This is a genomic window from Pseudomonas sp. FW305-3-2-15-C-LB1, assembly GCF_058787615.1.
The window spans coordinates 124,674-150,599 of record NZ_JBYSZX010000003.1; the positions used below are offsets into that span (position 1 = coordinate 124,674).

Genomic DNA, 25,926 nt, shown 5'->3' on the forward strand with positions numbered 1-25,926 from the left:
CATGTCAGCGTTCAAGCCGCTCCAGTGACAGGTGGGTCTGTTCGCGCAGCCACTCCATGCGACGTTCCGACAGGTCATTGTAGAGCTGGTTGTACAGGTCCTCGGACATGACCTGGTCCGGGACGACTCGGTCCTCGATCTGTAACTGTTCGATCCGGGACTTCAGTGCCTCGCGTTTTTGCGTTTTCTCCTGCTCGTTCAGACCCTGCGCCTGGGCAAACGCTTTTTGTTCGGTATCCAGTTGCTCCAGGCTTTCCAACTGTTGAACCGTGTTTTCTTCGTTGGCTGCGTAGTCTTTTGCGTAGCGTTCCTTCAGGAAGGGCTCCCAGTAGGGTTCCTGCAACATGCGGTTCACCAGTCCGTCGCCTTCACTCAAGTCTTTCACGGCTTTGCCCGCATGGATGATGGAAGACTCGGGCACATCGGCGGTGTTTCGATACGTCATGCTGTCGCTGACCCAGGGCAGGTTGAGGCTTTTCGACAGGCGTGTCTGGTAGGCCAGGTAAACCTCCACCTCGTCGACGCTGCCGGGCTGTCCATCAACAACCTGGGTGGACAGTCGCAGTCCCTGGCCACCTTGATTGGCAGGTTTGAGACGGTTGGCGATGTCCGCCCGGGCGACATCGTTCACCATCTTGAGCCTCGCGGCGCCTTGGGCTAGACGGGTGATTGTCTCTTCATGTTCAGCTTGCGTTCGACTGTATCGCCTGGCCGTGGTGGCGGTGACCTGAATCCCCATTTCGGTGAATATCTGGCGGCTTGCGTCCGGGCACAGCCCCGGGAAGCTCGACATTTTGAACAGCTCCTGACGCAGCATCGTGTCTTCGTGCATGCTCAACAGCATATGCCGCACCTGATCGGTCAGGATTCTTCGGTTTTGTTCGTAACGCATCTGGTCCATCGGGTCCTCGAAAGCCTCGGGTTGCTCCAGTTTCTTGATGACCTCGAAAAAACCCTGGGAGCCTTCTTCATTTTCCAAGTCAAACCAGACATTGGCAAAACGTATCTGGTTTTCATCGTCCAGGTCATCCACCCAAAAGTCAGCATCGCCCTTGGGCGGGTAAGTGCGATAAGGGTCCAACCCAAAGTCAGTTTTGTGCTCGTCCCAAAGGGCCCTGGCTTCAGGTGTGAGGGTTGCGCGGTCCAGCCAGGTGTTAGCCACGGTAAATGCCTCTGCGGACTCCCTGGCGACCTCTGGAATTGTGGTAATGGGGTTGCCGCGAAGGTACAGGTCAAAAGACGCGTCTCGCTCGTGCGCAAAGAGGCCCGCGGGCCACTCGCTGATCCCTGTGTGGGACAGGTCCAGCGCCTTCAGGTCGCGCATGTGACTAATATCCGGGACCCGTCCCAGAGGGTTTTTTGAAAGATCCAACCCCTGCAACCGCCGCAGTTTTTTCAACTGCTGGACAGCGGTGTTGTCCAAGGCAATAGCGTTGTTGCTCACGTCGAGGGCTTTGAGCGAGCGCATGTTTCCAATGGCCTTGGGCAGTTTGACCAGACGGTTATCCGCTAAATCAAGCGTCTTCAATTTAGGGAAATGCGCCAGGAATGGCGTATGTTCAGCGGCAAACCCACTGCCATTCATATGCAAGTGCGTGACCAATCCCAACTCAAAGGGCAGCACGGGCAGTTCAGTCGGCAGCACTGTATCGCTCAGGTCCAAGTACACGTCGTTGCCTGCCGTATTGAACTCGTCGTGCAGTTTTGTGTACCCCTCGCGCCAGGCTTCTTTCAACTTCTTGGTAAATGCCTTCCTGGCAAGCACCTCTTCCAGCGAGTTGCGATAAGGAAATCGGGTACTGTCTTGCAAATAGGTGTGTAGCGCCTTGTCTAAGGCTTTGCCTTCGGCTTTCAGGTTTTCCAGTTGTAATCGCCCCTCTTCACTCTCGGCTTTTTCAGCGAAGCGTTTCACGCCTTGCTCGGACATCCCCGGCAGCCAGTGTTTGATATCCCCCTGCACCGTAACGGGATTTACCTCGACATCGACCACGCGGCTCATGCTGTTGCCGCCACCGAGCAGGGTCAGTGTTTTACGTTCAGGATGGGTGGGGATAGGCGCCTCGGCGAGGGCCAAGCGCCGTTCGGTGGGCGCTTTGTTTTTTTCAATCAGCCATGTGCGCAGTGTGTCGCTATCGCGCAAGGGGCTTTCGGGTGGCAATGCCTGGAATACAGCATTGTAGAAGTCAGTTGCGCCGTGTATCAGCTTGCCTTCGGCGTTGAACACTCGGTACTGGCCTGTTCGGTTACGCACCAGGATCTTGAGGTGTGCGGCATCCTCTGCGCCGACCTGGGTTCTCAGGTCGCCGGTGGGGGTTCGTTCACGCACCTGGATACGCAGATTCGCAAAACTGTCTGAGTGAATTCTGAGGGTATTGAGTGCCAGGTTTTCGGTGTGTGTCGAGGGCGGGGTACCCTGGACAAGCTGTTCGAACATGCGAGTACTGCGGACTTCGAAATCCAGCTCCCGCGCTTGGTTTTTTACCTCTAATGGAAGGCGTTTCTTTTCACTCATAATGCTCAGGTGGCGGCGACGGGTATGGCGAACCAGGCTCTGAGCGATACTCAGGGGGAGGTCCGGGTACTGGCTGCGCAGCAATTGGATAGAGGGCTCGTCGCTGGCTTCCTGGCGGGAGTAGTCGCTGTTGGCGAGGGAGGCGCTTTGCTGCTCGACATACGCGGCCAGCCGTTCACGCAACGCCTGTACGCGCTCATTTTCAGGTAACTGTTTGCCGAGTAACTGGGTCAGTTGTGGTTCATCCAGGTAGTCCACGACTTTTTCCGCCAGCCGGCCGGACATGACATCGGCGATGCTCAAGCTCAGGGCATCGGCACCTGTTGCTTGTGCATTGCCATAGCGACGGGGCGTGCCTGATAAATCGCTATGCGGGTACACCAGCAAGGCTTTGTCGCGAGGCCAGCCCTCAAGCTCGGTGACCATTTGTTCGAACCAGTCCGATGACGGGTCAAGGGGCTGGCCTGTACGGATGGCGTCTTCGGCCTCTCTGATGCGCTTCTCACTGTCAAAGCGTTTGAGGGTATCGGCCAGCAAGGGCGGGGTGGGTTCATTGTTGGCGTACATATGGCGTAAATCCCCGAACGCGACACCGCTTATCTGCCGTACCTGCTCCAGTTCACCGACCGTCAGACCGTTTGTCTGTGGCCCGAGGCGTCTCAGCAGGCGAGCATTGTTCCAGGTCCTTGGCTGTTCACCGGCCAGCACGCACGCGCCGCTGCCATTGAGCGCCACGGGAGGCTGGTAGGCACTGGGGCGTTTGGGATGGGCAAGGGTGTACGTTTGGGTGACAGGGTCCTTGCGGACTTCATAGTGGTGGTTTTCCACTTTCACAATCTGCTTGCCCTGATGGTGGTGAAGGCCATTTTCGTGCGCAATGGAGGTCTCGGGCAGGCGCAGGTTGGTATGTTGGTAAGGCGCGAGGTCAGGGGCCCAGAGGCGCGTCTGCGCGGAAGGTGTCTGTACGGGTTGGAGTTGCTCGACAAACGTGGACAGTTTCACCTTGGCAATTTCACCCACTTTGCCTCCCGCTTCGAACAGCGCGAGCTGCAGCGTGTTCTCTGCGATCGAGAGCAGATGTTCTGCTGCTTCGCGCTGCAAGCCTTCGGCCCAATCGACGATGCCTTCAAATACATCGTCGAGCATCTGGTAGGTGGTGTAGGCCAACATCAACTCCCCCAGCAAGGGAACGAACGGAGTGATGACCAGGAGCGCGGCATTGAAAATGTCCGAGAGCATTTTTTCCAGGTTGTCCCACCACTTCCAGCGCGCCATGCGGTCGGCGTAGGCTGTTGAGATGGCAATCTCTCGGGCGTCGTTCACGCATTTGTTCAGTTTGACGCGGTAGAGGTAGTGCCAGAGATCATCCTGGCCCGGATTTTCGCCACGGTTTTGAATATCGTCACGAACAGCCAGGGTGCGAAATTGCAGGTTGGGGGTTTCTACCGGCTCTGGGCGCCAGTTGGGGCGGCTGTCCCCAGGTTCTCTGTCGTGCCAGCGCACAGTGGAAAGCAACTGATTGAGTTGGTAAAAAAAGCGCCCACGTTCCTGATGGGCCACGAACTGGCTGAAGAACTGCTGGTAGCTGGGGCGGGATGGGTCGTCGCGAGGCGTGCGGTCACGCAGTTGGCCGGTCAACTCTTTGACGAAGGCCGGGGCCGAGCTGTAGTCCTTGAGAGGGTGGGCGGGGTCATCAGGGATATAGACCAGGATTTTATGAAGCGCTGCGTCCAACCGTGCGGGGGCGATGATGAAAATGCCCGGCAGGCGTGTATCCAGCAGGCTCAGCGCGTAGACGTCCATCGTTTGCCCGCCCAGTTGAAGCGGGCCGTCTCTTTGGAGCAGCGACTGAATGAGGGTGTAACTGTCTTCGGTGATGTCTTTTTTGGCGAGCGCCACGTGAGCGGCACTGTTGAGGGCGGCTTTCAGGTTGTGGATGACTTTTTGTCGGAAGGAGGTGGCGACCGAGGCATTGCCGAACCCCACTGTCAGGGTGAGGTTTTGCATATAGCGCGCACCGATATCCAGGTTTCGGCACAAGGTTTTGAAATGGTCGGCGGTGAGGGGTTGACCTGTCACCCTGTGTTTGAACGTGAGTATCTCACGCTGCCCACGGGCATCCTCTGCCGCAAGGAAAGCGTAATCGACAAAGGTTTCCGAAGCTGAAAAGTTGTGCAAGGCGGCGTCGAGCAGCGTCGTTGTCCGGACGGAGACACCCGGGTGCGTCCCGAACGTCCACCAGGGCAATGTGGCCGGCGCGTATAGACGGATCGAAGTATTCGACACATCAATAGCGCCGTAGTCACGCAGGGCATTTTTCAGCAAGGGCTCGGCGAAGGCCTTAATGTCGGTGAGTTTCTCGAATAGCGTGTCCAGTGCGTTCTGGCTGGCCCAGTGGGTGTCAAGGGCGTGCTTGAAGGGCAGGCGCTGCTCCGAGCCAGGGGCATTGCGATAGAGTTCCGTGAAGTCTGGGCGCTGTTTTTTCAACGCCGCAAAACGTTGCAGTGACGTGCTCCGCAACCATGGCGGCAATTGTTGCCGGATAAAATCAAAATGCTTCAATGTCTCTGGCATGGCTGAATGACCTCAGGTGGGCAGTGGTCATTCGATTGTGGTGAATGCAACAGGAGACAGGCTGCACATATTGAAAGGCGTGCTGAACGTTTTTCAGCGCGATCCGTCATACCTTTCCTTGAGCTTGTGTAGGAATCACCTACCACTCAGCCCTGCGATTAGTCCCAGACCGCCTATCCATGTTTAACTTGAATGCTCGTTCAAGTTAAACCCGGTGGTTCGCTGCCCGCTCACAACAGGAGGCTTACCTTTGCTGAGTCCGTTTTTCACAGCCATATCCCTCATCCTTGGGGTGCATCGTTCATGAGTGCATCGTCCACCCCATCCAGCGGCCTGGTGCGCATGAATGCGCCGGTCTTCTACTTTGCCGCGACGTTTATCCTGCTGTTCGGCATCACCGTCATCGCTATCCCGCAACAGGCCGGTGCCTGGCTGCTGGCGGCGCAAAACTGGGCGGCCAACACGGTCGGCTGGTACTACATGCTGGCGATGACCCTGTATCTGGTCTTCGTGGTGGTCACCGCGCTATCGGGCTACGGCAAGATAAAACTCGGTGCCGACCACGACGAGCCCGAATTCAGTTACCTGTCCTGGGCCGGCATGCTGTTCGCCGCCGGGATCAGCATCACGCTGTTCTTCTTCTGCGTCTCCGAGCCGCTGACGCACCTGGTGCAACCGCCGCAGGGCGCGCCGATGAACGCCGACGCTGCGCGCCAGGCCATGCAGATCCTGTTTCTGCACTGGGGCCTGCATGGCTGGGGCGTGTTCGCGTTTGTGGGCATGGCCCTGGCGTACTTTGCCTACCGGCATAACCTGCCGCTGGCGTTGCGCTCGGCGCTGTACCCGCTGATTGGCAAACGCATCAATGGCCCCATCGGTTACGCGGTGGATGGCTTTGGCATTATCGCCACGGTGTTCGGCCTCGGCGCGGATATGGGTTTTGGGGTGCTGCACCTCAACTCCGGTCTCGATTATCTGTTTGGCATTGCCCATACCCAGTGGATCCAGGTCGGTCTCATCACGCTGATGATGGGCGCCGCGATCCTGGTCGCTGTGGCCGGCGTCGACAAGGGCGTGCGGGTGATGTCCGACATCAACATGCTGCTGGCCTGTGCGCTGCTGCTGTTCGTGTTGTTCGCCGGGCCTACCCAGCATTTGCTTAACACCCTGATCCAGAACATCGGCGACTACCTGGGCGCCTTGCCGACCAAGAGTTTCGACGTATACGCCTACGACAAACCCAGCGACTGGCTGGGTGGCTGGACCGTGTTCTACTGGGCCTGGTGGATTGCATGGTCGCCGTTCGTGGGCCTGTTTATCGCACGGATTTCCCGTGGTCGTACCATCCGCGAATTCGTGTTCGGCGTGCTGCTGATCCCGCTGGGTTTCACCCTGGCCTGGATGTCGATCTTCGGCAACAGCGCCATCGACCAGGTGCTCAACCACGGCATGGCCGCGCTCGGCCAGTCGGCCATCGATGATCCGTCGATGAGTCTCTACCTGCTGCTGGAAACCTACCCCTGGAGCAAAACCGTCATCGCGGTCACGGTGTTTATCAGCTTCGTGTTCTTCGTCACCTCGGCCGACTCCGGCACCGTGGTGCTGTCGACCCTGTCGTCCAAGGGCGGCAACGCCGATGAAGACGGACCGAAATGGCTGCGTGTGTTCTGGGGGGCGATGACCGCGCTGGTCACCAGCGCCTTGCTGTTCGCCGGCAGTATTGATTCGCTCAAGTCAGCGGTAGTACTGACCTCGCTGCCGTTCTCGATGATCCTGCTGCTGATGATGTGGGGGCTGCACAAGGCGTTCTACCTGGAGTCGCAAAAGCAGATCGCCCAGTTGCATTCGCTGGCGCCGGTTTCGGCGGCGCGCAAGGGCCGAGGTGGCTGGCGTCAGCGTTTGAGCCAGGCGGTGCATTTCCCGTCGCGGGATGAGGTGTATCGCTTCCTGGAATCAACCGTGCGTCCGGCGATTGAGGAGGTAACGGCGGTGTTCGTCGAGAAGGGCCTGAGTGTGGTCACCCAGCCCGACCCTTCCAACGACAGCGTCAGCCTGGAAATCGGCCATGGCGAGGAACATCCCTTCGTCTACCAGGTGCAGATGCGCGGCTACTTCACGCCGTCGTTCGCCCGTGGCGGCATGGGCTCCAAGGAGATCAACAACCGCCGCTACTACCGCGCGGAAGTGCACTTGGCCGAGGGCAGCCAGGACTACGACCTGGTGGGCTACACCAAGGAGCAGATCATCAACGACATCCTCGACCAGTACGAGCGACACCTGCAGTTCCTGCACCTGGTGCGCTGAGGTTCAGGCCCTGATGTACAGGGCCAGTGCCACTCACGGCGCGCCGAACACGCCACTGCCGATCACCAGCTCTGACACCTGGGCTGGCCGGCAGTGACTACCCCTTGCCCAACGCACTGTCCAGGGAGTAGTGGCCTGCACCGCGAAACACCAGGTACAACGCTAGCAGCGCCATCAGTACCGGGTACTCGATGCCCCGGTCGATCCATGCCCACGTCGGCCCCAATAAGTAAGCAATGGTCAGCATCTGCACGGTCATCATGGCCGCGACCAGCCGTGTGCCCAGGCCGAGGATCAACAGCAACCCGCCCACCGCTTCCAACAACGCGACCAGCAGGCCGATCAACTCCGGCTGCGGCAGGTGCAGGCGGTTCTCGATCAGGTTGATGGATGCCGCCATCGGGTCGGCCATCGAACCATGTGCACGGCCCAGCAATTTGGGCAGGCCGTGGGTGAGCATGATTACCCCGAAACCTGCGCGCAGCAGCGCGTAGGCAAGGGGTTCGGCAAAGCGGTAAAGCGGGGCGAGTGCGGGGATCGATAAGGTTGGCATGAAAGAACTCCACAAAGTGAACATCGCTGGCCCAGATGTACGACTCAGACCAGCCCGCCATTGGCGCGCAGGATTTGCCCATTCACCCAGCCACCGGCCGGGCTCACCAGAAACGCCACCACGCGGGCGACATCTTCCGGTTGGCCCAGGCGTTCCAGCGGCGGCATCTTGGCCATGCCGTGGATCTGTTCTTCGGTCTTGCCGTGAAGGAACAGTTCGGTGGCGACCGGGCCTGGCGCCACCGCGTTGACGGTAATCCGGCGCCCGCGCATCTCTTTAGCGAACACTTGAGTCAGGGATTCCACCGCCGCCTTGCTGGCGATGTACACCGCGTAGCCGGGGAAGTTGAGGCCGACGGTACTGCTGGAAAAGTTGACGATGCGCCCGCCGTCGTTCAGGCGCGTGGCGGCTTCACGCAGGGCGTTGAAGGTGCCACGGGTGTGGATATCGAAGTTCTGGTTGTAGAGCTCATCGCTGTGCTGGGCCAGGGGCAGGGTCTTGAGGATGCCGGCGTTGTTGATCAGTACGTCGACCTTGCCCAACTGTGCCTCGGCCTGGTCGAACAGGCGCGTGATGTCGGCGGGGTTGGCGACGTCGCCTTGAATCGCTATGGCCCGGTGACCGGCCTGGCGCAGTTCCACCACCAGTTTCGACGCCTCGGTGGCACTGCTGGCGTAGTTGATGGCCACGGCGTAACCGTCGGCGGCGAGTTGCTTGGCAATGACGGCGCCGATGCCACGGGAAGCGCCGGTGATGATTGCTACTTGAGTCGTCATGATCTGGGTTCCTTTAACGGTAGGTGGAAGCAGGTTCACATGTTTACCCAGGGCGATAAATGCGCCAGAGTTGCCTTGACTGTTCAATAATCGCCAACAATCGGCGCGACGGAGTGCAGCGTGGATCAAGTCAAGGCCATGAAGGTTTTCGTGCGGATTTACGAGCGTTCCAGCTTCACGCTGGCGGCCGATGACCTGAATCTGCCCCGGGCGACCCTGACCCACACCCTCAACCAGTTCGAAGCGTGGCTGGGCACGCGCCTGCTGGAACGCAGCACCCGCCGGGTGCGCCCGACCCTGGATGGCGAGGCGTATTACCAACGCTGTTTGCAGTTGCTGGCGCAGCTGGAAGAGGCCGAACTGGCATTTCGCAGCGTGGCGCCCAAGGGCCGTTTGCGCGTGGATTTGCACGGTACGCTGGCCAAGTATTTTGTGGTGCCGGCACTGCCGCAATTCATGGCGCGTTACCCGGAGATCGAGCTGTCGATCAGCGAGGCGGATCGCTTTGTCGACCTGATCGCCGAAGGCGTGGATTGCGTGCTGCGCGCAGGCGCCCTGGGTGACTCCGCGCTGATCGGCCGACGCGTCGCCAACCTGCGCCAGGTCACCTGCGCAAGCCCTGCGTACTTGCGTAAATACGGCGAACCCAAGAGCCTGGCCGAGCTGAGTGAGCACCGCGCGGTGAACTATGTTTCGCGCACCACGGCCAAACTGTTTCCCTTCGAGTTCATGGTGGACGGCGAGCTGCAGGAAGTGAGTATCCAGGGTGCGCTGTCGGTGTTCGGCGCCGAGATTTATTCGGCCAGCGCGGTGGCGGGATTGGGCATTATCCAGTGCCCGCACTACCGCATGGCCGAATTGATCGAGCAGGGCGTGATGCATGAAATCCTTCCTGACACACCGCCGCCGTCGATGCCGGTGTCGGTGTTGTATCCGCAGAACCGACACTTGTCGCCGAGGGTGCGGGTGTTCGTCGACTGGCTTGCCGAAGTCTTCGAAAATGCCCGCTAAGCCTTGTAATAGAAGGGTTTCTTAAATTTAATTTCATCCGTTCACGCCACGGTTTGACGCGTAACTGTCATCTGGTCACTGCGTAATTGTGTGAAGCGTTTGACGCTTTCATTTCAGAACAGTGACGGAGACCGGTACCAATGAAGACGTTGATAAGCCCTATGGTGGGTGCCGCCATGGCGAGCTTTATGCTGTCCGCCCATGCCGATTTTATCGATGACAGCCACGCCGATGTGACCCTGCTCAACCGCTACCTCAACCAGCAGGGGCGTGACGTGGTGAACAGCAACGCCAAGGCCCACAGCATTCGCGATTGGGGCCAGGGTTTCGAGTTCAACTTCAAGTCCGGCTACACCGAAGGCCCGGTGGGGTTTGGCCTGGACCTGCAGGCGTTCTATGGGTTGAAGCTGGACTCTGGCGGCGACCTCAACGACAAGGATCACCAGGGCCGCTACCCGGGCAGCATGTTCCCGCTGGACAACGGCAAGTCCGCCGACCAGTTCGGTGTGTTGAGCCCGACGTTCAAGATGCGTTTCGCCAAGGATTAATTGCGCTTGGGTACGCTCTACGGCAACAACCCGGTGCTGGCCAACACCGACGGACGCCTTTACCAGCAGACCAACACGGGTGTACAGCTGGTGTCCAAGGACCTCAGTGACTTCACCTTCACCGGCGGCGATATCTTCAAGACCAAGATCCGCAACGAAACCGGCGACCAGGGCATGATCACCGCCGGTGGCACCAAAGAGAGCGATCGCTTCCTGTTCGGCGGTGCGGACTACACTGGCATCCAGAACACCACGGTCAGCCTGTGGTACTCCAACCTTGAGGATTACTACCAGCAGTTCTTCCTCGGCGCCAAGCGGCATGACGCCTTGTCCGTGGGCGCGATCGACACCGACTTGCGGGTGTTCCGCAGCCTGGGCGTGGGCGGCAACGCCGATGGCGACAAAGACTACGCAGCCGCCGGCCTCTACGGTGACGGCACGGGCAAGGGGCGTATCAATCAGACCACCGCCAGCCTGCTTGAGAGCTACAGCCTGGACGGTCATACCGTCGGCCTGGGCATCCAGAAGAACAGCGGCGACAGCGACTTCCCCTACCTGGATTCCGGCCTGAACAGCGGCGACAACCGCCAGGGCCCAGGCTCAGGCGCCGACACGCCGGCGCTGACCAACATGCAGTTGAATAAATTTCAACACGCCGGTGAGCGCACTTGGCTTGCGCAGTACAAGTATGACTTCGGTAAGCTTGGCCTCACGGGCCTGACGTTCTCCGCCGCCTATGCCCACGGCGATGACATCCGCACGGCGCAAGGCACTACCAGCGAATGGGAACGTAACGTCGCCGTGGCGTATCAAGTGCCTACCGGCACCCTCAAAGGCCTGGGTGTCACCTGGAAAAACGCCCATGCCAGCCCGGACATCAGCGGTGCTACCGTGCAAGATGAAAACCGCTTCTATGTGAGTTATGTCGTTCCACTCTGGTAGGCAATTGCTGTAGAACGGAACGGCAGACTTAAGCGATTCAGCTGGTTAAAAGGCCTGGGAATACCCTTATTCCCAGGCCTTATTTGCCGACGTCCAAGAGAGGATTCGATGACTTACATTGCTGCCGAAAACCGCTATGAATCTATCCCGTATCGCCGCGTAGGCCGCAGTGGGCTGGTGCTGCCCGCACTGTCCCTGGGCCTGTGGCACAACTTTGGCGACAGCACCCCGATCGACACCCAGCGCGCCTTGCTGCGCACCGCGTTCGACCTGGGGATCAACCACTTCGACCTGGCCAACAACTATGGCCCGCCCTACGGCAGCGCCGAGATCAACTTCGGCCGTTTGCTGCGTGAAGACTTCAAGCACTACCGCGACGAACTGATCATCTCCAGCAAGGCCGGCTGGGACATGTGGCCCGGCCCTTACGGCCAGGGCGGAGGTTCGCGCAAGTACGTGCTGGCCAGCCTCGACCAGAGCCTGCAACGCCTGGGTGTCGACTATGTGGATATCTTCTATTCCCACCGTTTTGACGCCGACACCCCCCTGGAAGAAACCGCCAGTGCCCTCGCCACTGCTGTGCAACAAGGCAAGGCGTTGTACATCGGTATCTCGTCCTACTCAGGGGTAAAAACCCGCGAAATCGCCGCCCTGCTCAAAGAGTGGAAAGTGCCGCTGCTGATTCACCAGCCGGCCTACAACCTGCTCAACCGCTGGGTGGAAAAAGACCTGCTGGACACCACCGAAGAGCTCGGCGCCGGGGTGATTGCCTTCACGCCGCTGGCCCAGGGTTTGCTGACCGACAAGTACCTCAACGGCGTACCGGCGGATGCACGGGTGAATCGCCCGGGCGGTGGTTCGTTGCAGGCCAAGCACCTGTCCGAAACCAACATCGCCCACGTGCGTGCGCTGAACGAGATCGCCCAGCGTCGTGGTCAGAGCCTGGCCCAACTGGCACTGGCCTGGACGTTGCGTGATCCACGGGTGACCAGTGCGCTGATCGGTGCAAGCCGGCCGGAGCAGATTATCGAGAACGTCGGTGCGTTGAAGAACTTGAACTTTAGCGTGGAAGAACTGGCGGAGATCGATCGGTTTGCCCAGGAAGGCGGGATCAACCTGTGGGAAAAGCCATCCACGGCTGAATAAACAGTCCATGTGGGAGGGAGCAACCCCCTCCCACATTTGATTTCTGGTGTGATGACTAACGGGCCTGGCCTTAGAACGGCACATCCCCAAGAATCGTCGCCCGATGCATCACCCGCCGCTGCGGCCGGTAGTCATCCACCGCGTAGTGCTGTGTCACGCGGTTATCCCAGAACGCCACATCGTTTTCCTGCCAACGCCAGCGAATGGTAAATTCCGGGCGTGTCGCGTGGGCGAACAAGAGCTTCAAGATGGCTTCACTCTCCGCCGGTTCCAGCTCATTGATCCTGGTGGTAAACCCATCACTCACGAACAGTGACTTGCGCCCACTCACCGGATGCGTACGCACCACCGGGTGCGATAACGGCGGGTTCTTCCTGCGGGTTTCTTCCCAGCGTGCCAGGTCTTCGGCGGTGTTGCCAAAGCGCTCGAGCGGAAAGGACTTGGTGAAGTCATGGGTCGCCGTCAGCCCATCGAGCAAGCGCTTCAGCGGTTCGGACAACGCTTCATAGGCTGCAATCCCGCTGGCCCACAGCGTATCGCCACCAAACGCCGGCAGCAGCTTGGCGCTGAGTACTGCACCGAGCGCCGGAGTGGGCAGGAAGGTCACGTCGGTGTGCCACACAGCATTGTCGCGCACGTCGGTGACGGCGGTGTCGAGGATCAGCACTTCGGGCTGGTCCGGCACGTTGGGGTAGATCGGGTGGATATGCAGGTCACCGAAATTCGCCGCGAACCGCGCTTGCTGCTGCGGGGTGATCGACTGGCCGCGCAAGAACAGCACCGAGTGGGTGAGCAACGCCTGTTCGATGGCGTCGCGCTGTTCAGGGGGCAGCGGCTGGGTGATATCGACGCCACTGATCTGGGCGCCCAGGGCGGTGCTTAATGGGGTAACGGTCAGGCTGCTCATGCGGTTCTCATTCACTCAGTGTGCCTGGCCATGCCACGGCACCAATTTACGCTGCAGGGCACGCAGGCCCATTTCCATGGCGAAGGCGATCAGGGCGATCACCAGAATCCCCAGCACCACCACATCGGTGACCAGGAACTGCGCCGCCGACTGCACCATGAAGCCCAGGCCGCTGGTGGCGGCGATCAGCTCGGCGGCGACCAGCGTGGACCAACCCACACCCAGCCCGATGCGCACGCCGGTCAGGATGTCGGGCAGGGCGCTCGGCAGGACCACATGGCGAATCAACTGGGCACGGGTGGCACCCAGCGACTGCGCTGCACGCAGTCTGGCCGGGTCGACGGTGCGCACGCCGGTGGCGGTGGCGATGGCTATCGGCGCGAAGATTGCCAGGTAGATCAGCAGCACCTTGGACAGCTCGCCGATGCCGCACCAGATCACGATCAACGGCAGGTAGGCCAGCGGCGGGATCGGTCGGTAGAACTCGATCAGCGGGTCGAGGATGCCACGGGCGATTCGGTTGGAACCGATGGCGATCCCCACGGGCACGGCGGTCAGCACCGCGAAGCCCAGGCCCAGGCCGATACGGCTGAGGCTCGCGCCAAGGTGCTGCCACAAGGTGGAGTCCATATAGCCGGTGGTCGCCAGCAGCCAGCCCTTTTGCAGCACGGCGGACGGCGGCGGCAGGAACAGCGGTTCGATCAAGCCGCTGGCGGTCACGGCCCACCAGAGGGCCAGCAAGGCGACCAGGGTCAACACGCTGATCCAGCGCGTGCTCAGGCTGCGTCGTACCGGGACAACTGCGGGCACCACCGGTTTGGTCACCGTGGCGGGAAGTTCGTAGCTGCTCATGCGGACACCTGCCGTTGGGAGAACACTTTGCCCAGCACGTGTTCGCGGGTTTCGATAAAGCGTGGGTCGGACTTGATCGCCCGCGCCGACTCACCGGCGGCGTAGCGTTGGCCGAAGTCCAGGTGCAGGCGTTCGACGATCTGGCCGGGGTTGGGCGCCAGCAGGATCAAATCGGTGGCGAGGAAGACCGCCTCTTCGATGTCGTGGGTAATCAGGAACACCGGCTTGGCCGTGCGCCGCCAGACTTGCAGCAACAGCTCCTGCATCTGTTCGCGGGTGAAGGCATCGAGGGCGCCGAAGGGCTCGTCCATCAGCAGCACACGAGGGTCGGCGGCCAGGGCGCGGGCCAGGCCGACACGTTGCTTCTGGCCGCCGGAAAGCTGCCAGATGCGTCGGTTGTCGAACCCGGCCAGGTCGACCAGCGCGAGCATTTCCCGGGCGCGTATTTCGCGTTGCGCCTTGGGCGCGCCGGCCAGCTCCAGGCCGAAGCCGACGTTGGCCAGCACATCCTGCCAGGGCAGCAGGGCGTCGTCCTGGAACACCACGCCGCGTTCAGCACTGGGGCCGTTGACCGGCACGCCATCGAGGGTGATACGCCCGGCGCAAGGTTCGACGAAACCGGCAATCAGGTTCAACAGCGAAGTCTTGCCACTGCCGGACGGGCCGAGAGCCACCAGCAACTGCTGGGGCCCCAGGTCGAGTGAAATGTCTGACAGTACCGGTTCTGTGGCGCCTGGGTACTGTGCGCTGATGCGCTCCAGTTGTAGCAAGGCCATCGCAATGAACTCCCGATCAGTGAGTGATGAATTTGGCGCTGACGTAAGGGGCGTAGTCCGGCAGCACGGCGTCGACCTTGCCTTGTTCCTTGAGGAACGCGGCGGTGTCGGTCACAGCCTTGGTGGTCGGTGCGCCCAGCAGGGTCACCTGGTCAGCGGCCAGCGGGTAGACGTTGCCTTGCAGCAGCAGTGGGATGTCGCTGGCCTTGGCGCCGGAGAGTTTCACCAGTTTGTCGACGTTGCCTTTGTCGGCGAGCCAGGCTTGTGGGTCTTTGCGGTACGCGGCGTAGGCATCCAGGGTGACTTTGGCGAACGCGGTGACGATTTCCGGGTGCTTCTCGGCGAAGTCCTTGCGCACGATCCAGGCATCGAAGGTCGGCGCGCCGAACTTGGCCAGTTCGCCCGAGGTGATCAGCACCTTGCCGTTTTCCTTGGCCACGCCCAGGGCAGGATCCCATACGTAGGTGGCGTCGATATCACCGCGCTTCCAGGCGGCGATGATCGCCGGTGGCGCGAGGTTGAGGATGGTCACTTTGGACGGGTCGATGTTCCAGTGCTTCAGCGCGGCCAGCAGGCTGTAGTGCCCGGTGGACACGAAGGGTACGGCGACTTTCTTGCCGACCAGGTCCTGCGGGCTGTTGATGCCCGAACCGTTGCGCGCTACCAGGGCTTCGGCGCCGCCGATCTGGGTGGCGACCAGGAAGGTTTCCACCGGTACCTTGCGGGTGATCGCGGCAGTCAGCGGGCTGGAACCGAGGTAGCCGATCTGCACGTCGCCGGAAGCGATGGCGGCGATGATGTCGGCGCCATTGTCGAATTTGCGCCAGTTGATCTTGGCGTTTGTGGCTTTTTCATAGTCGCCATCGGCCTGGGCGACTTTGGCCGGGTCCACGGTGGTCTGGTAAGCGATGGTCACGTCCGCCGCCTGGGCAAACAGGCTGGCACCGGCCAGGGACAATGCGGCCAGGAGACGCAGAGGGGTTAGCAGTTTCAAGGGGAAGCTCCTCAATCAGGCGGCCGAGGGTCGGTGTGTGAGGAGCCTAAATGATCTAAGAATCCGAAAATAAATAACATTTTCGAATTAGCTTATGAGAAGAACCGTGAGCGCTGATCGTGAATTGAAATGACGTCAAATGTGAGAAGGGGCTTGCCCTCTCCCACATTTGCCCCGGTTTCAGCTTACTTAGTTGCTGATGGCGAGGATGCTGGCCTGGTACGACCCAACAAACACATCGAAATCGCCCACTTCGTTCTGCTCCAGCTCAGCTTGCTGCGCCAGCGACGTCCGCGCCAGCTCTTCAAAGCGCGCCTGCTCTTCAGCCGCCAGCGGCTCCTTGCGGAAATGCTCGGCGTGCAACTGGCTCTGATGCAGGGAGAATTGCGCAAAACTCTCTTTACGCTCGGCCATCGCCGCCAGCACCTGGGCCGACGGGGTCAGGGACGAATCGTTGACCTTGGCCAACTGGGCGTCGAGCGCCTGGCTGTGCTCAGTGATGCCGTGGCTCTCGTCCAGCAAGGCAGCCAGCGGTGCAATCTGCTCCAGCAACTCGGACGCCCACTCCTTCATGTCCACCGGCTGGCCCTGGCGTTGCAATTGCAGGCCCGGACGGCGACCTTCCTTGACCACGCTGAGGAAGTTGGACGTGGCGTTGCCGCACTCGTTGTTGGCGAACAGCGGGCTGTCGTTCAGTGCGCAGAACAGCAGGAAGGCGTCGAGGAAGCGCGACTCTTGCAAGTCGATGCCCATGGGCAGGAACGGGTTGATGTCCAGGCAGCGCACTTCGATGTACTGGATGCCACGGGCCATCAGCGCCTGGATCGGCCGCTCGCCGGTATAGGTCACGCGCTTGGGGCGGATGTTGGAGTAGTACTCGTTTTCGATCTGCAGGATGTTGGTGTTGAGCTGTACCCACTCACCGTCCTTGTGCGTACCGATTTCGACGTAGGGCGCGTAGGGCGTTGCCACCGCTTCGCGCAGGCTGTCGGTGTAGCTGGCCAGGTCGTTGTAGCACGGCGTGAGGCCCGCCTGGGCGTTGCTCTGGTAACCCAGGTCACTCATGCGCAGGCTGGTGGCGTAGGGCAGGTACAGCGTGTCGGCGTCGAGCACTTCCAACTGGTGCGAACGACCACGCAGGAACCCGGCGTCCAGAGCCGGCGAAGCACCGAACAGGTACATCAACAGCCAGCTGTAGCGGCGGAAGTTACGGATCAGCGCGATATAGGCGTTGGACTGGTAGTCGCGGTCGGTGCCGACAAACCCTTCCGTCTCCTTGAGCAGCGGCCACAGCTGTTCCGGCAGGGAAAAGTTGTAGTGGATGCCGGCGATGCACTGCATGGTCTTGCCGTAACGCAGGGCCAGGCCCTTGCGGTACACGTACTTGAGCTGGCCGATATTGGAGGTGCCGTAGTAGGCAATCGGAATATCTTCCTCGGCCGGCAACGGACACGGCATGGAGGGGCTCCACAGGTATTCGCTGCCGAGCTTGGTATAGGCAAAGCGATGGATCTTGTCCAGGCTGCTCAGGGTATCGGCCGGGTCGGGCAGGGCGGGAGTGATGAACTCCAGCAGCGATTCCGAGTAGTCGGTGGTGATCTGTTCGTGGGTCAACGCGGCGCCCAGGGCTTCGGGGTGCGGCGTTTGCGCCAGTCGACCCTCACCGGTGACACGCAGGCATTCGCGCTCGATGCCGTGCAAGCACTGCTCTAGCAGGGAGAGGTGTTCGCGCTTGCCGAGCAGGGCCAGGCGGCGGTTGAGAAGTTCGCTCAAGTTGGATTCCTTCACGCGTCAGTCGCCCCAATATGGGGGTGGGCAGGACGGTCTACAAGGGTGAAGTTGAAACTGGCGTGATCGCCTGGTTTTGAGTCGATTTGACCCGCTCTGAATATGCCGACTTCACTCCATGAATTTGGCTACAGCGCAGCGAGAAAATTCCGACGCCGTTAGTGCAGCGCCGAAATTAACTCAAATCGGGGGTGGGGAGCTATAGGACAGCGAAGGTGCCCTGTGCTTTTGCGACAAGTCTTTCGTCCTGATACACATCCGCCTCGACCACCAGCGTGCGGCGGCCGGCATGAATCACCCGGCTGGTGCACAGCACGTCACCGTCCGACACGGCGCGGATGTAATTGATCTTGCACTCGATGGTCGCGCTCTGCTGGTCGAAACCATGGGCGCTGGAACAGGCCAGCCCCATCGTAATGTCCACGAGGCTGAAAATCGCCCCCCCATGGAGCTTGCCCGCGCGGTTGCGCAGTTGCGGCTCCAGGGTCAGGGCCACCTCGGCAACGCCTTCTTCAAGGCGTTGCAGGCGGCAGCCGATCAGTTCGCTGAAGGCGCTCTGGGTCAAGCCGGCCGGGATCTCCATCAGCGCTTCTTCAACTGCTTGGCGTTGGCGAACAGCGAGGCCATGGCGTTGTTGCTTGGGGCTGCGGTGGCGGTTTCCTTGCGAGCCGTAGTGTTTTGCGACTGGCGCGGTGCCGAGCCTGGGCGCGCGCCACGGGCACCGTCGATTTTCTCGCCGGGGGTGTCGCTCATGCGCATCGACAGGCCGACGCGTTTGCGCGGGATGTCGACTTCCATGACCTTGACCTTGACCACATCACCGGCCTTGACCGCTTCGCGGGGATCCTTGATGAATTTCTCCGAAAGCGCGGAGATATGCACCAAACCGTCCTGATGCACGCCGATGTCCACAAAGGCGCCGAAGTTGGTCACGTTGGTCACCACGCCTTCAAGGATCATGCCCGGTTGCAGGTCCTTGAGGTCTTCGACACCGTCCTGGAACTCGGCGGTCTTGAACTCGGGGCGTGGGTCGCGACCAGGTTTTTCCAGCTCTTGCAGGATGTCGGTGATGGTCGGCACACCGAAGGTTTCGTCGGTGTACTTCTTGGGATCCAGGCGCTTGAGGAAAGCGGCGTCGCCGATCAGCGAACGGATGTCGCGGTCGGTCTCGGCGGCGATGCGCTGCACCAGCGGGTAGGCTTCCGGGTGGACCGCAGACGCGTCAAGCGGGTTGTCGCCATTCATGACGCGCAGGAAGCCGGCGGCTTGTTCGAAGGTTTTTTCACCCAGGCGTGCGACTTTTTTCAGCGCGGCACGGGTTTTGAACGCGCCGTTTTCGTCACGGTGGCTGACGATGTTCTGTGCCAGGGTGGCGTTGAGGCCGGAGATTCGCGCCAGCAGTGCCACGGAGGCGGTGTTCACGTCGACGCCCACGGCGTTTACGCAGTCTTCCACAACTGCGTCCAGGCCGCGCGCCAGCTTCAGCTGCGACACGTCGTGCTGGTACTGGCCGACGCCGATGGATTTAGGGTCGATTTTCACCAGTTCGGCCAGCGGATCCTGCAGGCGACGGGCGATGGATACCGCGCCACGGATCGACACGTCGAGGTCCGGAAATTCCTTGGACGCCAGTTCCGACGCCGAGTACACCGAAGCGCCGGCTTCGGAGACCATGACCTTGGTCATCTTCATGGCCGGGTATTTTTTGATCAGTTCGGCGGCCAGCTTGTCGGTCTCGCGGCTGGCGGTACCGTTGCCGATGGCGATCAGGTCCACCGCGTGCTTGGCGCACAAGGCGGCCAGGATCGCGAGGGTCTGGTCCCATTTGTTGTGCGGCACATGCGGATACACCGTGGCGTGGTCCAGCAGTTTGCCGGTGGCGTCGACTACGGCGACCTTGCAGCCGGTACGCAGGCCCGGGTCGAGGCCCAGGGTGGCACGCGGGCCGGCCGGGGCGGCCAGCAGCAGGTCGTGCAGGTTGTGGGCGAACACGTTGATCGCCTCGGTTTCGGCGCCGTCGCGCAGCTCGCCCAGCAGGTCGGTTTCCAGGTGGGTGTAGAGCTTGACCTTCCAGGTCCAGCGCACCACTTCACCGAGCCACTTGTCCGCAGGACGGTTCTGATTCTGGATGCCGAATTGTTGGGCGATCATGCCTTCGCAGGGGTGCATGGTGCCCGGCAATTCGTCGCCGACCTTCAATGCGGAGCTGAGAATACCTTCGTTGCGGCCACGGAAAATTGCCAGTGCGCGGTGGGACGGCATGCTCTTGAGCGGCTCGTCGTGTTCGAAGTAATCGCGGAACTTGGCGCCTTCTTCCTCTTTGCCGGCGATGACGCGGGCGCTGAGGATGGCTTCCTGCTTCAGGTAGCTGCGCAGCTTTTCCAGCAGGCTGGCGTCTTCGGCGAAGCGTTCCATGAGGATGTACTTGGCACCTTCGAGGGCGGCCTTGACGTCGGCGACGCCTTTTTCGGCGTCGATGAAACGGGCAGCTTCGGTTTCCGGGGTCAGCGACGGGTCGTTGAACAGACCGTCGGCCAGTTCGCCCAGGCCGGCTTCCAGGGCGATCTGGCCCTTGGTGCGACGCTTCTGTTTGTAAGGCAGGTAGAGGTCTTCGAGGCGGGTCTTGGTGTCGGCGAGCTTGATGTCGCGCTCGAGTTGCGGGGTCAACTTGCCCTGTTCCTCGATGCTGGCGAGGATGCTGATGCGCCGTTCGTCGAGTTCTCGCAGATAGCGCAGGCGCTCTTCCAGGTGACGCAGTTGGGTGTCGTCGAGGCTGCCGGTTACTTCTTTACGGTAACGGGCGATGAACGGCACCGTGGAGCCTTCATCCAGTAGAGCGACGGCCGCTTCGACCTGTTGTGGGCGTACACCGAGTTCCTCGGCGATGCGGCTGTTGATGCTGTCCATAAAACCACCTGAAATTCTGAAAAGCAGCTCGCAGGCCCGGAAAACAAGGCCCTGGGAGGCTGGTTGAGCGGCCCGACTGGCGCCGCTGCCTGGGTCAAGAGGCTGCCTATTGACCCTCGAAATCGAAAAAATCGCGACAAGCGGGTGAAAAAAGCCTCGGCAGCAAACGGTAACGATCTGACGTTGCCCTGCACGGCGGCGGCGCATTATAACCAGCGTTCTGTCCTTGGGGGGATTGCGCCAACGGTTGTAGGGCGCGGGTTCGCTGGCGGTAGAGGAAAAATCTGCTAACAATGCACACGGTGCGTATAACGGCAGCTAGGCCATAATGCGCGCCGAGATAAGAGGAGCATCCAATGAGCAGCACTGCACAAACTGCTGAAGGCGAAAAAATTCTCATCGTTGATGACGATCCGGGGCTGAGCAGCCTGCTGGAGCGTTTCTTCAACTCCAAGGGTTACCGTGCCCGCGCGGTGCCGAACACCGAGCAGATGGACCGACTGCTGGGGCGCGAAGTCTTCAACCTGGTCGTACTCGACCTCATGCTGCCCGGTGAAGACGGCCTGACCGCCTGCAAGCGCCTGCGCGGCGCGAACAACCAGATTCCAATCATCATGCTCACCGCCAAGGGCGATGAGCTGAGTCGCATCAAGGGCCTGGAACTGGGCGCTGATGACTACCTGGCCAAACCCTTCAACCCCGACGAGCTGATGGCGCGGGTCAAGGCCGTACTGCGTCGGCAGGCCCCACCGGTACCGGGTGCACCGGGCAGCGAAGATGAAAGTGTCACCTTTGGCGACTACGAACTGTCGCTGGCGACCCGTGAGCTCAAGCGTGGCGATGAAGTGCACATGCTCACCACCGGCGAATTCGCCGTGCTCAAGGCCCTGGTGATGAACGCTCGACAGCCGCTGACCCGCGACAAGCTGATGAACCTGGCCCGTGGCCGGGAATGGGATGCGCTGGAGCGCTCCATCGACGTGCAGATCTCCCGACTGCGTCGGATGATCGAGCCGGACCCGTCCAAGCCACGGTATATCCAGACGGTGTGGGGCGTAGGTTATGTGTTTGTGCCGGATGGCAACAAAACCAGTTGACCGATGATTTGCAGTTACGGGCCTCCCGGTGTCTGACTCCATGAGGGTCGACGGGATGCCCGGCGTCTGCAATTCTGCGAGCGCCGCTCGTTTCTGCAAGGTATCCAGCTGTCTTCTATGAAAACCCCGTTGTGGTTCCCCCAAAGTTTCTTCTCCCGCACCCTTTGGCTGGTGCTGATCGTCGTTCTGTTTTCCAAGGCACTCACGCTGGTTTATCTGTTGATGAACGAGGACGTGCTGGTGGATCGACAATACAGTCACGGTGTTGCCCTTACCCTGCGTGCCTATTGGGCAGCTGACCCTGAGAATCGCGAAAAAATCGCCAAGGCCGCTACGTTGGTTCGTGTGGCGGGCGCGGGTGTGCCGGAAGGCGAGCAGCATTGGCCCTACAGTGAGATCTACCAGCGCCAGATGCAGGCTGAACTCGGTGAAGACACCGAGGTGCGGTTGCGCATGCATGTATCGCCGGCATTGTGGGTGCGTGCGCCGAGCCTGGGCGAGGACTGGTTGAAGGTGCCGTTGTATCCGCATCCGCTGCGGGGGCAGAAAATCTGGAACGTGCTGGGCTGGTTCCTGGCGATCGGGCTGCTTTCAACGGCGTCGGCGTGGATCTTTGTGCGTCAGCTCAACCAGCCGCTCAAGCGTCTTGTGTTTGCCGCCCGCCAGTTGGGTCAGGGGCGTAGTGTGCGCCTGCCAGTCAGCGATACGCCCAGCGAAATGACCGAGGTGTATGGCGCGTTCAACCAGATGGCGGAAGACGTCGAACAGGCTGGGCGCGAGCGCGAGCTGATGCTGGCGGGGGTGTCCCATGACTTGCGCACACCGTTGACGCGATTGCGCCTGTCGCTGGAGTTGATGGGCAACCATACTGATCTCACCGATGACATGGTCCGCGACATTGAGGACATGGACGCGATTCTCGACCAGTTCCTGGCGTTTATCCGCGATGGCCGTGATGAGGTAGTGGAAGAAGTCGACCTGACGGACCTGGTGCGTGAGGTGGTCGCGCCCTATAACCAGAACGGCGAACAGGTGCGCATGCGTCTGGAGCCGATCCGGCCGTTTGCGTTGCGTCGGGTGTCGATGAAGCGCCTGTTGAACAACCTGATTGGCAACGCCTTGCATCACGCCGGTTCTGACGTGGAAGTGGCGGCGTATGTGTCTGGCGACAGTGCAGCGCCCTATGTGGTGCTGAGCGTGATGGACCGGGGGGCGGGCATCGACCCGGACGAGCTGGAAGGCATCTTCAACCCCTTCACCCGTGGCGACCGTGCCCGGGGTGGCAAGGGCACTGGCCTTGGGTTGGCGATTGTGCGGCGGATTGCTTCGATGCATGGTGGCAATGTTGAGTTGCGCAACCGCGAAGAGGGTGGCCTGGAGGCGCGGGTACGCTTGCCGCTTGGGCTGATGTTGCCCAGGGATGCGGTATAGGCACAGTTGCAAGCTCCCGGTTTAAAGCTGCAAGAGAAAGGCGGATTGTTTTGCCTGTCCTTGCAGCTTAAAGCTTGAGGGTGCTGGCTGCTTCTCTAGCCCTTGCCCTTGGTCCTGGTCATATTTGGCCCACCATTCTTCTCCAGATGCTGAATGATGATCCCCGCCACATCCTTGCCGGTGGTGGTCTCGATCCCTTCCAGACCCGGTGATGAATTCACCTCCATCACCAGTGGCCCATGGTTGGAGCGCAATATATCCACACCCGCCACACTCAACCCCATCACCTTGGCCGCCCGCAGTGCGGTCATGCGTTCTTCCGGGGTGATCTTGATCAGGCTGGCGCTGCCGCCACGGTGCAGGTTGGAGCGGAACTCCCCCGGCTTGGCCTGGCGTTTCATCGCCGCAATCACCTTGTCGCCCACCACGAAGCAGCGGATATCCGCGCCACCGGCTTCCTTGATGTATTCCTGCACCATGATGTTCTGCTTGAGACCCATGAACGCCTCGATCACCGATTCCGCCGCCGTCGCAGTTTCACACAGCACCACGCCGATACCCTGGGTGCCTTCCAGCACCTTGATCACCAGCGGCGCGCCATTGACCATGTCGATCAGGTCGGGGATGTCGTCGGGGGAGTGGGCGAAGCCAGTCACCGGTAGGCCGATACCACGGCGCGACAGCAACTGCAGCGAGCGCAGCTTGTCCCGCGAGCGGGCAATGGCTACCGATTCGTTGAGAGGAAACACCCCCATCATTTCAAACTGGCGCAGCACTGCGCAGCCATAAAACGTCACCGAAGCGCCGATTCGCGGGATCACGGCATCAAACCCTTCCAGCGGCTTGCCCCTGTAGTGGATCTGCGGCTTGTGGCTGGCGATGTTCATATAGGCACGCAACGTGTCGATCACCACCATTTCGTGGCCACGTTCGGTGCCGGCCTCAACCAGGCGGCGGGTGGAATACAGACGCGGGTTTCGCGACAGCACAGCAATCTTCATGCAGCACCTGGGGCAGATAGGGTAGAGACCGGGAACACCGGCTTGTCTTGTACGTACTTGATGCCGGGATTGACCACCAAATGGCCGTCAATCAAGGCTTTGGAACCCAGCAACAGGCGGTAACGCATGGCCTTGCGGCAGGCCAGGGTAAACTCCACCCGCCATACCCGATCACCCAGCGCCAGCGTGGTGCTGATGACATAGCGCACCTGCGCATGGCCATTGGAGCTCTTGATGGTTTTCATCGTCACCAGCGGCGCTTCGCAGCGGCGGTGACGCAGTTGCACGACGCTGCCCAAGTGTGCGGTAAAACGCACCCACTGCTCGCCGTCGCGCTCGAACGGTTCAATGTCGGTGGCGTGCAGGCTCGAGGTGCTGGCACCGGTGTCGATCTTCGCGCGCAGGCCTGCTACTCCCAAGTCGGGAAGTGCCACCCACTCACGCAGACCCACAACGGTCAAATGGTCAAATGTCTTCAATATGGATAACCGATCAATTTGCCCAGGCCTGAGGGGATATCTCGGCCAGGGCTTTAAATGCAGGCTTGGCGAACCAGTAGCCTTGCATCAGAAATATTCCACAGTCGGAGAGAAAGTCCCGTTCGCCGGCACTTTCGATGCCTTCGGCGATGACAGTAACCCCCAACTGCTCACAGATTGTGACAATCCCCTGGACGATGACCTGACGGACACGGTCCTGATCAACATCGCGGATCAGCGCCATGTCGAGTTTGATCAGGTCAGGTTGGAAGTCGGCCAGCAGGTTCAGCCCCGAATAGCCCGCGCCGAAATCGTCGATGGCGGTCTTGAAGCCGAATTCGCGATATTCACGCAGAATATTCGTCAAATGGCGATAGTTATCTACATGCTCGCTTTCCAAGGTCTCGAAAATCAGTTGGTTCAACGGAAAATTATGTACGCGAGCCGCCTCCAGGGTGCTACGGATGCACAGTTCCGGGCGGTACACGGCATTGGGCATGAAGTTGATCGAAAGGTGAGTTTGCATTCCCAAGGTTGCCGCACCGGCGATCGCCTGGGTTCGGCAGCGTTGGTCGAAGCGGTAGCGGTTGCCTTCGTTGACCTGGTTCAGCACCGACAGCGCCCCTTCGCCTTGTGTGCCACGCACCAGGGCTTCGTGGGCAAAGATCGAATGGTCCCGCAGGTCTACGATAGGCTGGTAAGCGAACGCAAAATCGAACCCTAGGGGCTCGCTTTGCTGGCAACCCACGCAGCGCTGGTTGGGCGAGGTGAGTGAAAGGGGGAATTCGGTCACAACATATCCTCGCGAAAACAGGGTGCTACCTGGCGTATCTTAGGTGAGCCTGGGGATTTATGCGTCGAAGGGTTTCAACGGTAAAGTTGCGACATTTTTCAGAGCGAGGAATTCAAGTGGCTCAAAAGCAGGAAGAGGAAGAAAAGGTCCGTCTGGACAAGTGGCTGTGGGCGGCGCGTTTCTATAAAACCCGTGCCCTGGCCAAGGCCGCCATCGAGAGCGGCAAGGTGCATCATCGTGGCGAGCGCTGCAAGCCGGGCAAAGAGCCACGTGTCGGTGATGAGTTTCAGATTCGTGCAGGGTTTGATGAAAAGACGGTCGTGGTTCAGGCGCTTTCCATCGTTCGTCGTGGCGCATCTGAAGCGCAAGCGTTATACGCCGAAACCGAAGCCAGCATCGCCAAGCGTGAAAATGCGGCGGCGATGCGCAAGGCCGGTGCCACTGGCATGACCACCGATGGCAAACCGAGCAAGAAACAACGCCGCGACCTGTTCAAGTTTCGCGGCAGTGGCAACGATGACTAGCCTCAATCGAA

General features: G+C 60.5%; 19 protein-coding genes and 1 pseudogene. 7 read left to right on the plus strand and 13 right to left on the minus strand.

Annotation, left to right across the window (positions count from 1 at the left end):
• Positions 1 to 4: 4 nt before the first annotated feature.
• Positions 5 to 5,086: an NEL-type E3 ubiquitin ligase domain-containing protein gene (locus AC3WP7_RS07365; RefSeq protein WP_102650444.1), complete on the minus strand. Its 5,082-nt coding sequence runs from the start codon at positions 5,084 to 5,086 to the stop codon at positions 5 to 7.
• A gap of 342 nt (positions 5,087 to 5,428) precedes the next feature.
• Here AC3WP7_RS07365 and betT point away from each other — a divergent pair, with 342 nt between their 5' ends.
• Positions 5,429 to 7,390 carry a choline transporter BetT gene (betT, locus tag AC3WP7_RS07370; RefSeq protein ID WP_165447923.1) on the plus strand — a complete coding sequence of 654 codons (1,962 nt, stop codon included), beginning with the start codon at positions 5,429 to 5,431 and terminating at the stop codon, positions 7,388 to 7,390.
• Between the two features lie 97 nt (positions 7,391 to 7,487).
• Here the strand turns inward: betT and AC3WP7_RS07375 are convergent, their stop codons facing one another.
• Both AC3WP7_RS07375 and AC3WP7_RS07380 read right to left on the minus strand, forming a co-directional pair.
• Positions 7,488 to 7,943, minus strand: coding sequence for a DoxX family protein (locus AC3WP7_RS07375; protein ID WP_256575405.1), 456 nt, complete (start codon positions 7,941 to 7,943; stop codon positions 7,488 to 7,490).
• Positions 7,944 to 7,987: 44 nt separating this feature from the next.
• Positions 7,988 to 8,719, minus strand: coding sequence for an SDR family oxidoreductase (locus AC3WP7_RS07380; RefSeq protein ID WP_092248574.1), 732 nt, complete (start codon positions 8,717 to 8,719; stop codon positions 7,988 to 7,990).
• A gap of 120 nt (positions 8,720 to 8,839) precedes the next feature.
• Here AC3WP7_RS07380 and AC3WP7_RS07385 point away from each other — a divergent pair, with 120 nt between their 5' ends.
• The 3 genes and pseudogenes from AC3WP7_RS07385 to mgrA all read left to right on the plus strand — a co-directional run bounded on the left by AC3WP7_RS07385 (position 8,840) and on the right by mgrA (position 12,366).
• A complete protein-coding gene (locus AC3WP7_RS07385) occupies positions 8,840 to 9,730 on the plus strand; it encodes a LysR family transcriptional regulator (protein ID WP_102593149.1) in 891 nt (296 codons plus the stop codon).
• A 161-nt stretch (positions 9,731 to 9,891) separates the two neighbouring features.
• A pseudogene (locus tag AC3WP7_RS07390) lies at positions 9,892 to 11,220 on the plus strand (OprD family outer membrane porin).
• Between the two features lie 108 nt (positions 11,221 to 11,328).
• A complete protein-coding gene (mgrA, locus tag AC3WP7_RS07395; RefSeq protein ID WP_092248568.1) occupies positions 11,329 to 12,366 on the plus strand; it encodes an L-glyceraldehyde 3-phosphate reductase in 1,038 nt (345 codons plus the stop codon).
• Positions 12,367 to 12,436: 70 nt separating this feature from the next.
• Here the strand turns inward: mgrA and tauD are convergent, their stop codons facing one another.
• The 7 genes from tauD to AC3WP7_RS07430 all read right to left on the minus strand — a co-directional run bounded on the left by tauD (position 12,437) and on the right by AC3WP7_RS07430 (position 20,590).
• Positions 12,437 to 13,273 (minus strand): taurine dioxygenase, encoded by an 837-nt coding sequence (tauD, locus tag AC3WP7_RS07400; RefSeq protein ID WP_092248565.1) that lies wholly within the window; start codon positions 13,271 to 13,273, stop codon positions 12,437 to 12,439.
• A 15-nt stretch (positions 13,274 to 13,288) separates the two neighbouring features.
• Entirely contained in the window at positions 13,289 to 14,125 is an 837-nt protein-coding gene (tauC, locus tag AC3WP7_RS07405) for a taurine ABC transporter permease TauC (RefSeq protein WP_102593150.1), read from the minus strand.
• Complete coding sequence (tauB, locus tag AC3WP7_RS07410) at positions 14,122 to 14,901, minus strand: taurine ABC transporter ATP-binding subunit (RefSeq protein ID WP_092248559.1); 780 nt, start codon at positions 14,899 to 14,901, stop codon at positions 14,122 to 14,124. The genes tauC and tauB overlap by 4 nt, the downstream gene beginning before the upstream one ends.
• 16 nt (positions 14,902 to 14,917) lie before the next feature.
• A complete protein-coding gene (tauA, locus tag AC3WP7_RS07415; protein WP_092248555.1) occupies positions 14,918 to 15,895 on the minus strand; it encodes a taurine ABC transporter substrate-binding protein in 978 nt (325 codons plus the stop codon).
• Positions 15,896 to 16,084: 189 nt separating this feature from the next.
• A complete protein-coding gene (gene gshA / locus AC3WP7_RS07420; protein ID WP_071492499.1) occupies positions 16,085 to 17,668 on the minus strand; it encodes a glutamate--cysteine ligase in 1,584 nt (527 codons plus the stop codon).
• Between the two features lie 214 nt (positions 17,669 to 17,882).
• Positions 17,883 to 18,266 carry a PaaI family thioesterase gene (locus tag AC3WP7_RS07425; RefSeq protein WP_034108628.1) on the minus strand — a complete coding sequence of 128 codons (384 nt, stop codon included), beginning with the start codon at positions 18,264 to 18,266 and terminating at the stop codon, positions 17,883 to 17,885.
• On the minus strand, positions 18,266 to 20,590 hold the full coding sequence (locus AC3WP7_RS07430) for a Tex family protein (RefSeq protein ID WP_071492497.1): 2,325 nt from the start codon (positions 20,588 to 20,590) through the stop codon (positions 18,266 to 18,268). The genes AC3WP7_RS07425 and AC3WP7_RS07430 overlap by 1 nt, the downstream gene beginning before the upstream one ends.
• 356 nt (positions 20,591 to 20,946) lie before the next feature.
• Between AC3WP7_RS07430 and ompR the strand changes: the two genes are divergently transcribed.
• Complete coding sequence (ompR, locus tag AC3WP7_RS07435; RefSeq protein WP_016979041.1) at positions 20,947 to 21,687, plus strand: osmolarity response regulator transcription factor OmpR; 741 nt, start codon at positions 20,947 to 20,949, stop codon at positions 21,685 to 21,687.
• A gap of 117 nt (positions 21,688 to 21,804) precedes the next feature.
• Positions 21,805 to 23,118: an ATP-binding protein gene (locus AC3WP7_RS07440; protein WP_071492496.1), complete on the plus strand. Its 1,314-nt coding sequence runs from the start codon at positions 21,805 to 21,807 to the stop codon at positions 23,116 to 23,118.
• A gap of 95 nt (positions 23,119 to 23,213) precedes the next feature.
• Here the strand turns inward: AC3WP7_RS07440 and rimK are convergent, their stop codons facing one another.
• The 3 genes from rimK to rimA are packed head-to-tail and all read right to left on the minus strand — an operon-like array spanning position 23,214 to position 25,391.
• Positions 23,214 to 24,119, minus strand: a complete 906-nt coding sequence (gene rimK / locus AC3WP7_RS07445; RefSeq protein WP_010214091.1) for a 30S ribosomal protein S6--L-glutamate ligase — start codon at positions 24,117 to 24,119, stop codon at positions 23,214 to 23,216.
• Positions 24,116 to 24,598, minus strand: a complete 483-nt coding sequence (gene rimB, locus AC3WP7_RS07450; RefSeq protein ID WP_071492495.1) for a retropepsin-like aspartic endopeptidase RimB — start codon at positions 24,596 to 24,598, stop codon at positions 24,116 to 24,118. The genes rimK and rimB overlap by 4 nt, the downstream gene beginning before the upstream one ends.
• A 13-nt stretch (positions 24,599 to 24,611) precedes the next feature.
• Positions 24,612 to 25,391, minus strand: a complete 780-nt coding sequence (rimA, locus tag AC3WP7_RS07455) for a S6 modification regulatory phosphodiesterase RimA (RefSeq protein ID WP_092248543.1) — start codon at positions 25,389 to 25,391, stop codon at positions 24,612 to 24,614.
• Positions 25,392 to 25,507: 116 nt separating this feature from the next.
• Here rimA and AC3WP7_RS07460 point away from each other — a divergent pair, with 116 nt between their 5' ends.
• A complete protein-coding gene (locus tag AC3WP7_RS07460) occupies positions 25,508 to 25,915 on the plus strand; it encodes an RNA-binding S4 domain-containing protein (protein ID WP_093121663.1) in 408 nt (135 codons plus the stop codon).
• Positions 25,916 to 25,926: the final 11 nt, after the last annotated feature.

Excerpts from the sequence above, each read along its gene's own strand:
- AC3WP7_RS07365 (WP_102650444.1), bottom strand. The coding sequence starts at position 5,086 with ATGCCAGAGACATTGAAGCATTTTGATTTTATCCGGCAACAATTGCCG.
- betT (WP_165447923.1), top strand. The coding sequence starts at position 5,429 with ATGAATGCGCCGGTCTTCTACTTTGCCGCGACGTTTATCCTGCTGTTC.
- AC3WP7_RS07375 (WP_256575405.1), bottom strand. The coding sequence starts at position 7,943 with ATGCCAACCTTATCGATCCCCGCACTCGCCCCGCTTTACCGCTTTGCC.
- AC3WP7_RS07380 (WP_092248574.1), bottom strand. The coding sequence starts at position 8,719 with ATGACGACTCAAGTAGCAATCATCACCGGCGCTTCCCGTGGCATCGGC.
- mgrA (WP_092248568.1), top strand. The coding sequence starts at position 11,329 with ATGACTTACATTGCTGCCGAAAACCGCTATGAATCTATCCCGTATCGC.
- tauD (WP_092248565.1), bottom strand. The coding sequence starts at position 13,273 with ATGAGCAGCCTGACCGTTACCCCATTAAGCACCGCCCTGGGCGCCCAG.
- tauC (WP_102593150.1), bottom strand. The coding sequence starts at position 14,125 with ATGAGCAGCTACGAACTTCCCGCCACGGTGACCAAACCGGTGGTGCCC.
- tauB (WP_092248559.1), bottom strand. The coding sequence starts at position 14,901 with ATGGCCTTGCTACAACTGGAGCGCATCAGCGCACAGTACCCAGGCGCC.
- AC3WP7_RS07425 (WP_034108628.1), bottom strand. The coding sequence starts at position 18,266 with ATGGAGATCCCGGCCGGCTTGACCCAGAGCGCCTTCAGCGAACTGATC.
- AC3WP7_RS07430 (WP_071492497.1), bottom strand. The coding sequence starts at position 20,590 with ATGGACAGCATCAACAGCCGCATCGCCGAGGAACTCGGTGTACGCCCA.
- ompR (WP_016979041.1), top strand. The coding sequence starts at position 20,947 with ATGAGCAGCACTGCACAAACTGCTGAAGGCGAAAAAATTCTCATCGTT.
- AC3WP7_RS07440 (WP_071492496.1), top strand. The coding sequence starts at position 21,805 with ATGAAAACCCCGTTGTGGTTCCCCCAAAGTTTCTTCTCCCGCACCCTT.
- rimK (WP_010214091.1), bottom strand. The coding sequence starts at position 24,119 with ATGAAGATTGCTGTGCTGTCGCGAAACCCGCGTCTGTATTCCACCCGC.